Annotated in this window: 12 protein-coding genes and 1 pseudogene; 5 read left to right on the top strand and 8 right to left on the bottom strand. The window is 65.1% G+C overall.

Going from position 1 to position 13189, the window contains the following annotated elements; genetic code table 11:
- Window positions 1–42 precede the first annotated feature (42 nt).
- From aliB to badH, 3 genes are read right to left on the bottom strand one after another with little or no spacing between them, the layout of a single operon-like run.
- Window positions 43–1197, bottom strand: a complete 1155-nt coding sequence (aliB, locus tag AC07PT_RS12850; RefSeq protein WP_494656881.1) for a cyclohexanecarboxyl-CoA dehydrogenase — start codon at window positions 1195–1197, stop codon at window positions 43–45.
- 15 nt (window positions 1198–1212) lie between these two features.
- Complete coding sequence (gene badI / locus AC07PT_RS12855; protein WP_492348422.1) at window positions 1213–1995, bottom strand: 2-ketocyclohexanecarboxyl-CoA hydrolase; 783 nt, start codon at window positions 1993–1995, stop codon at window positions 1213–1215.
- 35 nt (window positions 1996–2030) lie between these two features.
- Window positions 2031–2798 carry a 2-hydroxycyclohexanecarboxyl-CoA dehydrogenase gene (gene badH / locus AC07PT_RS12860; protein ID WP_492348423.1) on the bottom strand — a complete coding sequence of 256 codons (768 nt, stop codon included), beginning with the start codon at window positions 2796–2798 and terminating at the stop codon, window positions 2031–2033.
- 130 nt (window positions 2799–2928) lie between these two features.
- On the opposite strand from badH, the gene AC07PT_RS12865 reads away from it, so the two are divergent.
- The 5 genes and pseudogenes from AC07PT_RS12865 (at window position 2929) to AC07PT_RS12885 (ending at window position 8184) form a co-directional block, all read left to right on the top strand.
- Entirely contained in the window at window positions 2929–3432 is a 504-nt protein-coding gene (locus AC07PT_RS12865) for a MarR family winged helix-turn-helix transcriptional regulator (protein ID WP_494656882.1), read from the top strand.
- Between the two features lie 217 nt (window positions 3433–3649).
- Window positions 3650–4657 carry a Tll0287-like domain-containing protein gene (locus AC07PT_RS12870; protein ID WP_494656883.1) on the top strand — a complete coding sequence of 336 codons (1008 nt, stop codon included), beginning with the start codon at window positions 3650–3652 and terminating at the stop codon, window positions 4655–4657.
- A gap of 4 nt (window positions 4658–4661) precedes the next feature.
- Window positions 4662–6389, top strand: a complete 1728-nt coding sequence (locus AC07PT_RS12875) for a mechanosensitive ion channel family protein (protein WP_494656884.1) — start codon at window positions 4662–4664, stop codon at window positions 6387–6389.
- 199 nt (window positions 6390–6588) lie between these two features.
- Window positions 6589–6990 (top strand): annotated as a pseudogene (locus AC07PT_RS12880) (methyl-accepting chemotaxis protein); the annotation flags it as partial.
- Between the two features lie 81 nt (window positions 6991–7071).
- Window positions 7072–8184, top strand: coding sequence for a methyl-accepting chemotaxis protein (locus AC07PT_RS12885; RefSeq protein ID WP_494656893.1), 1113 nt, complete (start codon window positions 7072–7074; stop codon window positions 8182–8184).
- Between the two features lie 102 nt (window positions 8185–8286).
- Here the strand turns inward: AC07PT_RS12885 and AC07PT_RS12890 are convergent, their stop codons facing one another.
- The 5 genes from AC07PT_RS12890 to AC07PT_RS12910 are packed head-to-tail and all read right to left on the bottom strand — an operon-like array spanning window position 8287 to window position 12794.
- A complete protein-coding gene (locus AC07PT_RS12890) occupies window positions 8287–9585 on the bottom strand; it encodes a tryptophan--tRNA ligase (RefSeq protein WP_494656885.1) in 1299 nt (432 codons plus the stop codon).
- A 51-nt stretch (window positions 9586–9636) separates the two neighbouring features.
- Window positions 9637–10311, bottom strand: coding sequence for a site-2 protease family protein (locus tag AC07PT_RS12895; RefSeq protein ID WP_492348428.1), 675 nt, complete (start codon window positions 10309–10311; stop codon window positions 9637–9639).
- A 47-nt stretch (window positions 10312–10358) separates the two neighbouring features.
- On the bottom strand, window positions 10359–10994 hold the full coding sequence (locus tag AC07PT_RS12900) for an L-threonylcarbamoyladenylate synthase (RefSeq protein WP_492348429.1): 636 nt from the start codon (window positions 10992–10994) through the stop codon (window positions 10359–10361).
- 17 nt (window positions 10995–11011) lie between these two features.
- Entirely contained in the window at window positions 11012–11893 is an 882-nt protein-coding gene (locus AC07PT_RS12905; RefSeq protein WP_492348440.1) for a DMT family transporter, read from the bottom strand.
- Window positions 11894–11936: 43 nt separating this feature from the next.
- Entirely contained in the window at window positions 11937–12794 is an 858-nt protein-coding gene (locus AC07PT_RS12910; protein WP_492348430.1) for a 3',5'-nucleoside bisphosphate phosphatase, read from the bottom strand.
- Between the last annotated feature and the right edge of the window lie 395 nt (window positions 12795–13189).

Here is a 13189-nt window from a genome sequence, read left to right on the forward strand (position 1 = left end):
CGTTCTTCGACCGGTGCGGCCCCTCGGGGGGCTCTCAGGTGATCAGGCCGGCACGGCCTGGCGGCCGGCGCGGGTACGGGCCACGATGGTTTTCATGATCTGGGCCGTGCCGTCGCCGATCTGGAAGCCCAGCACATCGCGCAGGCGTTGCTCCATCGGTCCGCGGTCGTAGCCGCCGTGGCCGTGCATCAACAGGCACTGGTGGATGGCCTCGTAGGCCAGCTTCGGTGCCCACCATTTGCACATGGCGGCCTCGGCGGTGTGCGGCTGCTGGCGGTCCTTGAGCCACAGGGTCTGCAGACACAGCAGGCGGGCGGCGGTGACCTGGGTGTCGAAGTCGGCCAGCGGGTGCGACACGCCCTGAAACGCCGACAGTGGTTTGCCAAAGGCCTCGCGCTGGGCCACGTAGTCCCAGGTTTCTTCCAGGGCGACGCGGGCCACGGCCAGCACCTGCAGGCCGATCAGGGCACGTGAGAAGTCAAAGCCCTGCATGACCTGCACAAAGCCCTTGTTCTCGTCGCCCAGGCGGTGGCTGACGGGTACGCGCACGTTCTCGAAGAACAGCGAGCCGCGTCCGATGGCGCGTTGGCCGTGGCAGTCGAAGCGGTTGCGCGTGAGGCCGGGCACATCGGTGGGCACGAGCAGTGCGGTGACGCCGTGGGCGCCGCTGTCCACCGCGCCGGTGCGGCCAAACACCACGCAGGCGTCGGCCTGGTCGGCAGCCGAGATGGAGGTCTTTTCGCCGTTGATGACGTACTCGTCACCCACCCGCTCGATGCGCAGGCGCAGGTTGGCGGCGTCGGAGCCGCCGCGGGGCTCGGTCAGCGCGATGGCGAACAGGGCCTGGCCCTGGGTGAGCTTCTCCAGCCAGGGTTGCACCACCTCGGGGCGGCCGTGCTCGGCCAGGATCTGGCCGTTCAGCGAGGCCAGCAGGTTGATGTAGGACAGGCTGAGGTCGGCCCGGGCGATCTCTTCGTGGATCACGCCGGCCGCCAGGCAGCCCAGGCCCTGGCCGCCAAAGCGCTCAGGCAGTTCGGGCGCGATGAAGCCCATCTCGCCCATCTCGGCCATCAGGCGGCGGTCGAGCACGCGGGTTTGGTCGCGCTCCAGGAAGCCGGGCGCCACGCGTCCGTTGGCAAAGCGGCGCGCGTGTTCGGCCAGCGCCTGCAGGTCTTCGTCGATGTAGGGGTTGTTCATCGCGGTGCTCCGGGCTTACTTGGCGTACTTGCGGAATTCGGGCTTGCGCTTTTCCTGCAGGGCTTTCACGCCTTCACGGGACTCCTCGGTGTCGTAGTACAGCTTGAGGGCGTACATGCCCATGCCGGCAATGCCGGCCTGGTGGGCGGTGTCCATGTTGAAGCTGCGCTTGGCAATGGCGATGGCGGTGGGGCTGCGCTCGCAGATGGTCTCGGCCCATTCCTGCACCGTGGCGTCGAGTTGCTCGGGCGGCACGCAGACATTGGCCAGGCCCATGGCGACGGCCTCGGGGCCGGTGTAGCGCTTGTTGAGGTACCAGATTTCGCGGGCCTTTTTCTCACCCACCACGCGGGCCAGGAAGGCGGTGCCATAGCCGGGGTCGACCGAGCCCATCTTGGGCCCCACCTGGCCGAAGACGGCCTTGTCGGAGCAGATGGTCAGGTCACACAGGGTGCACAGCACGTTGCCGCCGCCGATGGCAAAGCCTTGCACGCGGGCGATCACGGGTTTGGGTACATCGCGGATGGCGGTGTGCAGCTCTTCCATGGGCAGCCCGATGGTGCCGCGACCGTCGTAGTTGCCATCGTGGGCCGATTGGTCGCCGCCGGTGCAGAAGGCCCGGTCGCCAGCGCCGGCCAGCACGATGCAGCCCACCTCGCGGTCGTAGCCGGCCTTGTTCAGGGCCTTGATGAGTTCGTCGCAGGTGGTGCCGCGGAAGGCGTTCATCTTCTCGGGGCGGTTGATGGTGATCCAGGCCACGCCGTTGCGGACCTCGTACAGGATGTCTTCGAATTGCATGGGTTGCTCCAGAACAAGAGGGGAGGGAGGGGCGGTCAGCCGTGCATGGTCAGGCCGCCGGAGACACTGATCACTTGGCCGGTGATGAAGGCGGAGTCATCGCTGCCGAAGAAGGCGATGGCACCGGCCAGGTCGTCGGGCTGGCCCAGGCGACCCAGCGGGATGGCCTTCTTGAAGGCGTCGATCAATTTCTCGGGGTTGGCGGCCCCTTCGGCCACGCCGGCCAGCAGGGCGGTGTCTGTGGGGCCGGGGCAGACCACGTTGACCGTGATCTGATGCCGGGCGTGTTCGCGCGCCAGGGTCTTGGACAGGGCCACCAGGCCGCCCTTGCAGGCGGCATACACCGCTTCGCCCGAGGAGCCGCCGCGCGCCGCGTCGGATGCGACGTTGACGATGCGCCCGCTGCCGCGGGCCACCATGCCTGGCAGCACAGCGTGGTGCATGTGCAGGGCGCCGGTGAGGTTGATGGCGATCAGGCGCTCCCATTCGGCCGGCACGGTCTTGGTGAAGGGCTTGAAGATGTCCCAGCCGGCGTTGTTGACCAGCACGTCGATGGGGCCGAGCTCGGCCTCGGTGGTGGCCACGGCAGCGTCGACCTCGGTGCGCGAGGTGATGTCGCAGCGCACGGCCAGGGCCACGCCACCATCGGCCTGGATGCCGGCTGCCACCTTCTGCGCCGCTTCGAGGTTCAGGTCAAACACCGCGACCTTGGCCCCGGCGCGGGCAAAGCGCCGGCAGGTGGCACTGCCAATGCCGCCGGCGCCGCCGGTGACGATCACGGTCTTGTCTGTCAATCCTTGCATGTGTTTCTCCTGGGTGAGGGCTTTGGCCCTATGCTTTCAATCAATGTTTGCTTTTAAATATGTAAACATATGGACGCATTATGGATTCGGTCTGCCTTGGATCGCAATCCGGTTTTTGTCTGGAATCACTATGGAAAACCCTAGTAAAAACACCGATATAGCGCGCATGGAATTGGCCAATAGGTTGTTCTTTCGTCTCTATCAATGTGCAAACATGTTGCATAAAACCGGATCGAGGGCGGTGGAGGATGAAGGCTTGACCACGCAGCAATGGGCTGTGCTGGGGGCCTTGTCCCGCCCTGAGGCGCTGGGCGGCATGAGCGTGGGGGACTTGGCGCGCTACCTGATGGTGAGCCGACAGAACCTGTCAGGCCTGATCAGTCGCATGGAGCGCGATGGCCACATCCAGACCGCCCCCGACGGGAGGGACCGCCGCTCGCGGCTGGTGACGATGACCGAGGTGGGGCAGCAGGTGTGGGCGGTGAAGGCATTGCCGAAGATCCATGCCTACTACGAGCAGGCCTTGCATGACTTTTCGGTGGGCGACCTGACCCACACCCTGCATTACCTGCTCAAGCTGCTGGACAACATGCGTGCCCTGGATGGCCTGGAGGCGGCGGCGGATGAGGCTTGAAAACGCTCCAGTGAATGTGACATCTTGATGAATGTCTCCGGGCGCCTCCCGCGGTGTTGCTTGAGCGCGCCGTTGCTGGCGACAGGACTTGCAGACGGTGGCTAGGCGAGGATGATCGGCGGATTCTAAGAATCAAGAACCCCTGTCGTCCCTGACAGCCCCGATGGGCCGTTGCGGCCATCGGCTCCGCAGGCTGCGGGGGTGCTCAGGGGGTGTCATGCGTCTGGAAACCCGCTTTGCCGGGATCATTGCCTCGTGTTTTGTGTTCGGTATCTGCACGGCCGGCTATATCTCCTACCGGCTGGAGGCCCGTCAGGCCCGTGAAGAGGTCAAGCAAAAGGCCGACATGGTGCTGGAGACCGCCATGGCCGTGCGCGCCTACACCTCGGAAGAGGTGGCCGTGGCCTTGCAGGCCATGGACGACAAGGGCAGTTTTCATGCCGCACAGGTGCCGTCTTTCGCGGCGCAGGGCGCCATGCGCCGGTTGGCCAAAAAGCTGCCCGAGTACCAGTACCGGGAAAGCTCGCTCAATCCCACCAACCTGAACGACCGCGCCACCGATTGGGAGGTGGGATTGCTGCGGGCCTTCGAGGCCGATCCCCAGCGCACTGAACTGAGCGGTGAACTGGGCACGGGCCAGGATCGGCAGTACTACGTGGCCCGTCCGATCCGCATGGGCTCGCCGGCCTGTCTGTATTGCCATAGCACGCCGGAAGCCGCGCCGCGGGCCATGGTGGCGCGCTATGGTGCGGCCAATGGCTTTGGCTGGCGCATGGGGGATGTGGTGGGACTGCAACTGGTGCGGGTGAGCACCGCCCCGGCCGAGGCCAAGGCGTTCAACAGTGTGGTGGTGACGATCGGTTCGATCACCAGTGTGTTTGTGTTGGCCGCCGCGGTGATGTTGCTGCTGCTGCGCCGCCATGTGACCAGCCCGCTGGAGGCCCTGACCCGGGTGGCCTTGGCCACCAGCCTGGACAAACCCCTGGACAAGGCTCAGGACGACCTGCCCCTGCCGACCGGCCATGGCCAGTTCGAAGAGCTGCAGCGCGCGATCCAGCGCCTGAAGGCCAGCATGGACCATGCGCTTCGCCTGATTGAACGGCGCCCCACCTTGTCGCCGGTGCCAGGGTCTGCCACCGTCTCGTCCCCTGGGGCGGGGGCCGCATCCGCGCAGGCCGTGGCGCCCGACGCATCTTGCGCGCCAGCCGCGAACCCTCGGAGCTGAGCCCATGTGGCCCCTGATCACGTTGGCCTTGGCGGCCTTGTTGTGGCTGATGCAGGTGACCTTGGGCAGCGACCCCGAGTTGTCGGGTTGGCTGGCCGAGGGCGCCTGGCTGAAGCCGCTGGCCATGGGCTTCAGTGCGTTGGCGCTGGGTCTGGTGCTGCGCCGGCTGCTGGTTCATTTGCTGCGGGGCAGTCATCGCTTTCGACTGGGTTCGGGGTCGGACCTGCTGCAGTCGGTGCTGTCGATGCTGCTTTTTGGCGTGCTGGCGCTGGTGTTTCTGGGTTGGGGCCTGGGGCAGGACCTGGGCCGCCTGCTGGCCACCTCGGCGCTGTTGTCGGCGATTGTGGGTCTGGCATTGCAGCCCCTGCTGGGGCACCTGTTCGCCGGCGTGTCGATCGAAGTGGAGCGGCGCCTGAACGTGGGGGACTACGTGCGCCGCGATGAACTGGAGGGCCAGGTTGTGTCGCTGGGCTGGCGTTCGGTCACGCTGCGCACCGATCGGGGCTCACTGGTGGTGATGCCCAACAGTGACTTCACCAGCCGGGCTCTGGAGGTGGTGCCGCGCGAGCAGCCCTATCGCCATCTGGTGCCGCTGCAGGTGAGCAGCGAGTGGCCACCCGGCCAGGTGATGCGCATCGTGATGCAGGTGCTGGGCAGTGAATTGCCCGGCATCTGCAGCACCCCCGCACCCAGTGTGGTCCTGATGTCGAACGATCCCGGCAGCGGGACCTTGCGCTACGGGGCGCGGTTCTACACCACGCGTTTTCTGGACCGGGGCATGCTGTCGTCGGCCTTTCTGGAGCGTTTCTGGTATGCCATGTCGCGTGAGGGGCTGGCTTTCGAGACGCCGCCCCCCTGGGCATTGTGGCCACCCCGGGGCGAGGCGATGCCTGCCGATCGGAGTCCATCCGATGCGGTGACGGGGCACCTGCCGTCCTCTGCCGGGGCCGCGGCCCGGGGGATGCCTCCGGTGCCTGGCGTGGTGCGCCCCGTGGGGCGTCAGAGGCCGGGTGCCGGCCTGGATGCCGGGTGCATCGGCGGTTTGCAGTCGCTCAGTGACCGGGGTTGCGAGGCCCTGCTGCAGGCCGGTCAGTTGCAGCATTTCGGTCGTGAGGAGCGCTGCGGTGGGCCTGACTTCAAGCTGCTGCTGCAAGGGCGTCTGCGCGAGGTGCGACCCTGGCATGACGAGGGGGCCACTGAAGCTGCACAGACCGAACTGGGGGCGCTGGTGCAGGCACTGGCCGAACAGCCTGGAGCCGAGGAGGGGACGTGCCGTCTTGAAACAGCCGTGATGCAACAACTGGTTCAGCAGGGTAGCCTGGTGCTCGGGCCAGTGGCGCAGCGCCTGTGTGCCCGGCTGGGCGCCCTGACCGAAGACCCCTGGCTGGCTTGGCAGGCCCTGGCGCATTCGGTGGAGGATGCCCAGGCCCGGGCCGGCTTGTTGCAGCAGGCGCCTGCCGAGCGCTCGCGCACCCTGCATCCGGGTGCCTGGCTGGTGTCGGGGTCGGTGCTGGGGTTGGCGGCCGATGCGCGTTATTGCCTGGCCAGCCAGGGTTGCACTCTGATGACCTGGAGCCCCCAGGTGTTGCACACCGTGCTGCAAGGTTTGTCGCAGGCGGATCAATGGGCGCTGGGCGAGTTGCTGGCCTGGCGCGCCGTCGGCGCCGATGGCCTGAGTGCCAGGCTGTGGGCGCACTGGCTGGTCTCGCCGCTGTCACTTCGTCGGGTTTGAGTGCCTCAGCTGGCTTGCAGACCTAGGGTTGACCCTGGGTGTGGGGTGTGAGTGGCACTTTTTGGGACACCCACGGTCTTTTCCGCTCGTATGATGAACATCCGGCATGGCAAGGCGCCCTCCTTTGAGGGCCTGGGTGGCTTGTGCATGACGGAGACCCTCAGCAGCCTTGGAGACCATTTTGGCTTTTCTGGACAACTTGAAGATCAGCACCCGTTTGGCTTTGGCCTTCGGGTATGTGGTGGCGCTGGCAGCGGCCATTGTGTTGGTGGGCGTGAGCCGCCTGGGTGATGTGGACCGCAGCTACCAGGCTGTGGGCAAGCTCAGTCGCGTGGAGCGTGATGCCCTGAACGGCATCGTGCAGGGCACCGAGGCCGCGGCGCGCAGCGCGCTCGTGATGGCCCAGGTGGACGCTGACAAGTCCAGGCTGGGCCAGTCGGCACAGCAGCTGGAAGCGCAGTTGAAGGCGGCAACCGATGCATCCCGTGAGCTGGGTGCCATGGACCTGCCAAATGCCGAGAAGGATCTGGCGCGGCGCCTGGGCGAAAGTGCCACGCGCGCCCAGACGGCCGTGCGCGCGGTGGCGGCCCAACTGGCGCAGGGTGACCACGACGGCGGTGTGCGCAAGCTGCTGGGTGAGGTGTTGCCGGCCCTGGACGGGCTGCGTGAGCTGGGGGTGCAGATGGCCGACGTGCAGCGCCAGCGCCTGGATCAGAGCGTGGAGCAGGTCGACAGCGACATCGTGGCCACCCGTTACTGGATGCTGGCGATCGGTTTGCTGGCGGCTGTGGTGGCTGTCTTGGCGGTATGGTCTTTGCGCCGCAGCATTGTGAAACCCTTGAACGACGCCTTGTTGATTGCCGAGACGGTGGCATCGGGTGACCTGAGTCAGGAGTTCTCCACCGAGCTGGGGGGCGATTTTGGGCGTCTGCTGGGGTCTTTGGGGACCATGGAGGACACGCTGACCGATCTGGTGAGCCGAATCAAGCAGTCGACGGATTCAATTGCCCTGGCGTCGCAGGACATCGATTCCGGCAACTCTGATCTGTCACGCCGCACAGAAGACCAGGCGGCCTCGTTGGAGGAGACCGCTGCCAGCATGGAAGAGCTGACCTCGACGGTACGTCAGAACGCCGAGCGGGCCCGGTCGGCCAGCGGCCTGGCCGTGAATGCGTCGGGCATTGCGCAGCGGGGCGGGCAGGTGGTGGACCAGGTGGTGAAGACCATGGACGCCATCAGTGGCAGCTCGAAAAAGATCGTGGACATCATCCAGGTGATCGAGGGCATTGCCTTTCAGACCAACATCCTGGCCCTGAACGCGGCGGTGGAAGCCGCCCGTGCCGGCGAGCAGGGTCGCGGCTTTGCGGTGGTGGCCAGCGAGGTGCGATCGCTGGCGCAGCGCAGTGCGGTGGCCGCACGTGAGATCAAGTCGCTGATCGGTGACTCGGTGGAGCAGGTGCAAAGCGGTGCCGACCTGGTGGGGCAGGCGGGCAACACCATGGCCGAGATCGTCTCGGCCGTGGGTCAAGTGACGGGTTTGCTGGCCGAGATCTCGGGCGCACTCAATGAACAGAGCACCGGCATCGAGCATGTGAACCAGGCGGTGGCCCACATGGATTCGGTGACGCAGCAGAATGCGGCGCTGGTGCAGCAGGCGGCCCAGGCGGCGGCGTCGCTGTCGAGTCAGGCGGCCCAGTTGCAGGCTGTGGTGGGTGAGTTCAAGCTGGATGCCGACGATGCGCCGGCTGGGCCGGCTCTGGGCCATGCCCAGCAGCCCCGCCTCAGTGCGGCCTGAGCAGATCGCTTTCGAGCTCAGCCATTGAAAAGCGGCCGCCCTTTGCAGGGTGGGCCGCTTTTTTCATGGGAGCTTGTTGGCGGCAGTGAATGCCGCTGATGTTCAGGCGGCGTCGGCCAACATTTGCAGGGCGGCAATGATCTGATCGGTGCTCACACCGTCAGCGGCGGCCCACTGGCCTTGCAAGGCGGTCAGTGTGGCGTTGGGGTTTTGCTTGAGCTGGGCAATGGCCTGGCCTGCCGCCTTGGGGGCTTCAAAGCCGGTGCTTTGCAGCAGCAGCTTGCCCTGGCCGTCTTGCAGCTTGAAGTAGAAGCGGCCGTCGTTTTCGCGGTATTGCTTGAAGCTGGGCAGGCTCACCTTCTCGGCCTGGCTGGCACGGGCCGGGCTGGCGGCGCTGCCCAGGCGGCGCAGGCCCACGGCCTGGCGCAGGTCGGAGATCAAGGCCGTGGACAGTTTGCGAGCCTTGGCGGCGCCGGCCTGCAGAATGTCCTCCAGGCGTTCGGGGTGGGCGATCAGGTCTTCGTAGGTGGCGCGCATGGGGGCCACTTCACGGGTCACGCGTTCCCACAGCAGTTGCTTGGCATCGCCCCAGGCAATGCCGTCGGCATAGGCTTGGCGCAAGGCCTGGGTTTCTTCGGCGCTGGCAAAGGCCTGGTAGATCTGGAACAGGGCCGAGCCCTCGACCTCTTTGGCCTCACCGGGAGCGCGCGAGTCGGTCAGGATGCCGGCGATGAGCTTGCGCATCTGCTCGGGCGGCGTGAACAAGGGGATGGTGTTGTCGTAGCTCTTGCTCATCTTGCGGCCATCCAGGCCGGGCAAGGTGGCGACCGATTCTTCGATCAAGGCCTCGGGCAGGACCAGGTGCTCGCCATACAGGTGGTTGAAGCGCTGGGCCATGTCGCGGGCCATCTCGATGTGCTGGATCTGGTCTCGGCCCACGGGCACCTGGTGTGCCTTGAACATGAGGATGTCGGCGCCCATGAGCACGGGGTACATGAACAAGCCGGCGTTGACGTCGGCGTCTGGGTCGACGCCGGCCGCTTCGTTGCGGTCGACCGCCGCCTTGTAGGCGTGGGCGCGATTGAGCAGGCCCTTGCCGGTGACGCAGGTCAGCAACCAGGTCAGTTCGGGGATCTCGGGAATGTCGGATTGCCGGTAGAAGGTGACGCGCTCTGGATCCAGACCCGCCGCCACCCAACTGGCTGCGATTTCAAGCGTGGAGCGCTGGATGCGGGCTGGATCGTCACATTTGATGAGCGCGTGGTAGTCGGCCAGAAAATAAAAACTCTCGACACCCGGTTGGCGGCTGGCTTCAATGGCCGGTCGAATGGCCCCCACGTAGTTGCCGAGGTGAGGGGTGCCAGTGGTGGTGATGCCGGTCAGGACGCGCTTGATGCTCATGGCAGAAACAGTTCGGTTGCAGTCAACAAAAAAACAGAAGTGAGGCTAGTGTCAGCGGAACAGGGCCGATGCAGGCCCGACCACCAGGGTCTCGATGACCCCGTAGCCGATGGCCATCAGCGGGCGCAGCCACAACGAGCCCACCACGCCGGCCACCACCAGGCCCATCACGATGAAGAAGCCCCAGGGTTCGACCCGGGCCAGCCACTGGGCCTGTTTCCAGGGCAGCAGGCCGACCAGAATGCGACCGCCATCGAGCGGGGGCAATGGAAACAGGTTGAAGGCCCACATCACCAGGTTGACCAGTACACCCGCGCGCGCCATTTCGAGGAAAAAGCGTTCATGGATGCCGGTGCCAGCCAGCAGCACCAGCACCAGGGCCCAGATCATGGCTTGGGCAAAGTTGGCGGCCGGGCCGGCCAGCGCGACCCAGATCATGTCGCGCTTGGGGTTGCGCAGGTGGCTGAAGTTGACGGGCACCGGCTTGGCGTAGCCAAACAGGAAGGCACCCGAGGTGGCAAAGTACAGCAACAAGGGCATCACGATGGTGCCCATGGGGTCGATGTGCCGGGTGGGGTTGAGCGAAATGCGCCCCATCATGGCGGCGGTGTTGTCACCGAAGTACCGGGCTGCATAGCCATGTGCGGCCTCGTGCAGCGTGATGGCGAACAGCACCGGCAGTGCGTAGATCAGAACGGTCTGGATGAGGTCGGAAAAGGAGTTCACGGCGTCATTGTCTCAGACGCGCCGCCCTGCGGCGCCGGGCGGATTTGTCACAAACCCAGGGCGGCCAATGATCCGCGGCCTTCGCGGATCACGACAGGTTCGTCGCCCTGGTCGATCGGGGTGAGGTCGACCACGGTGGTGGGTTCGTGCGGGCAGGCGCCGGCATCGACCACGGCCGCCAGGGTTTTCTCGTAACGGCTACGGATTTCGGCCGCATCGTTCAGGGGTTCTGACTCGCTGGCCGGGATCAGCGTGGTGGCCAGCAGTGGCGCGCCATGCAGTTCGAGCAGGGCCTGCAGGACCTTGTGGTCGGGCACCCGCAGGCCGATGGTCTTGCGCTGAGGATGGCTGACGCGGCGCGGCACCTCTTTGGTGGCCTCCAGAATGAAGGTGTAGGCGCCTGGCGTGGCGGCTTTGAGCAGGCGGTACTGTTTGTTGTCCACCTTGGCGTAGTTGGCCAGTTCGCTCAAATCGCGGCACAGCAGGGTCAGGTGGTGTTTGTCGTCCACCTGGCGGATGCGACGCATCTGTTCAGTGGCGTTGCGATCATCCAACTGACACACCAGGGCGTAGCTGGAGTCGGTGGGCACTGCAATCACCTGGCCAGCCTGAAGCAGCGCCACGGCTTGCTTGAGCAGGCGGGGTTGGGGGTTGTCGGGGTGGACTTCGAAGAATTGGGCCATGGTGTTTTGTTGTGAGCTCAGACCGGATCGTTCTTGCGCGAGGGAATGCGGCCCTCGCGCAGCGTGAGCCAGGCGCCGGCGGCGCCGGACAGGGCAATGAGTGCAATGCCCGTGAGCGACCAGCTGTCGGGCAAGTGGGAAAAAATCAACCAGCTTCCCAGCATGGCAAAGCCGATCTGGGCATAGAGGTAAGGGGTGAGGATGGCCGCGGGCGTTCGGCTGTAGCCCAGGATCAGCATGAAGTGGCCGACACAGCCCATGAGACCCATCAGCAACATGCCTGCCCAGCTTTGCCAGGGCAGGTTGGCCGCCCAGACAAAGGGCAGCATCAAGGACGACAACAGGGTGCCGACCCAGCCGGTATAGAAGTGCATGGTCAGGGGGTCTTCGGTCCGAGCCAGTCGGCTGGTGACGATCTGGAATGCTGCATTCGTGCTGACCAGGCCCAGGGGCAGCAGCATGGCCCAGCCGCCGATGCTGGAGCCGCTGGGGCGGATGATCAGCAAGGTGCCCGCGAAGCCCGTCAGCACGAGCAGCCAGCGCAGCATCGATACCTTTTCACGCAACAAGACGGCAGCCAGCACCGTGATCACCAGCGGTGCAATCATGACGACGGCGGTGAACTCGCCCACGGGCATGTGCTTCAAGCTGAAGAAGGCAAACATGCTGCTGCCCATCAGCAGCAGTCCCCGCACCAGTTGGAACTTGGGCTTGGTGGTGTGCAGCAGGGCCCAACCGCGGGCAGGCAGGGCCACCAAGGTGGTGGCGATGGCTTGCGAGGCATAGCGAACCCACAAAGCCATCATCAAAGGCACGGAGGCACTGATGAATTTGGTGGTGGTGTCCAGGGTGGCAAAGCAGGCCGTAGCGGCAATGGCCAGACCGATGCCCGCCAACATCCCGCGGGGCGTGTATCCCGAAACCACACTCACGATGGCACTCTCACTGGATCCGGTCGGCGAGCAGCTCCCAGACGGGGGTCAGTTTGCCAGGTAGGAAAGGGAGGGCGCCCAGATCGGTGTGGGATTCGTCAGGACTGTGGAAATCACTGCCGCGTGAAGCGGCCAAGCCGAACTCAATCGCCATGTCGGCATAGGTGAGGTATTCAGCGCTGGAATGGCTGCCTGTCACGACCTCCACGCCCTGACCCCCATGGGCCTTGAATTCAGAGAACAGCGCGTACTGTTCGTTGGCGGTGAAGCGGTAGCGACCTGGGTGGGCAATCACGGCCACCCCGCCGCCCTCAGTGATCCACTGAATCGCTTGTTGCAGATTGGCCCAGCGATGGGGCACGTAACCGGGCTTGCCCTCGGTGAGGAAGCGCCTGAACACTTCGCCGGTATCTTTGCAAACCCCTGTTTCGACCAGAAACCGAGCGAAATGCGTGCGTGAGATCAACTCGGGGTTGCCTACGAATCGCAGGGCGCCCTCATAGGCATTTGCAATGCCCACCTTGGCCAACTGATCGGACATCTCCTTGGCACGTTGCCCGCGGCCACCACGGGTCTGGTGCAAGCCCTCGGTCATGCGAGTGTCCGTTGCATCGAAACCCAGGCCCACGATGTGGACCGTCTCCCCAGCAAAGGTCACTGAAATCTCGACCCCGGTCAGGTAGCGCAGCCCGACCTCGCGTGCGGCCGCGGCCGCGCGCAATTGCCCACCCACTTCGTCATGATCGGTCAGGGCCCAGAGTTCAACGCCGTTGGCTTTGGCTCGGGCCGCCAAGGCCTCAGGGGTCAGGGTGCCGTCTGAAACAACGGAGTGGCAGTGCAGGTCTGCGTTGAGGATGGAAGTAGTCACCGGGCCATTTTAGGCGCGCGTGCGATTCCGTGCCGGTTGCAGTGTGATACGTACCTGCGCTGATTTGAGTTTGCCGGTTTGGCTTGTGCGTCTTGTCGGTGGCTCGGCGATTGGTGCTGCAATGGGGGGGGGCAGGCACTCGCCTCCAACAAGTGCTGTTTTCTCTCCCTCTATATATAGAGTGCCTCCAGGGCTTGTTTGTTGAGGAGGGGCACAGGCTCTGCGACAGCCCCATGGCTGTTCACAACAGGTCAGAGGCGCTGGATGAGCAGGTCATGGTTCTGTTTTTCGCAGGTGCTTCCAAAGAAGCTTGATTTGTGTGTATACTAGCGGGCTCGACTGCACAGAACAGTGCTTAGCGAGGTGGCTGGGGTCTGATGGCTCTGGGTGCTTGG

This window comes from Curvibacter sp. GW821-FHT09D12, from assembly GCF_059416245.1.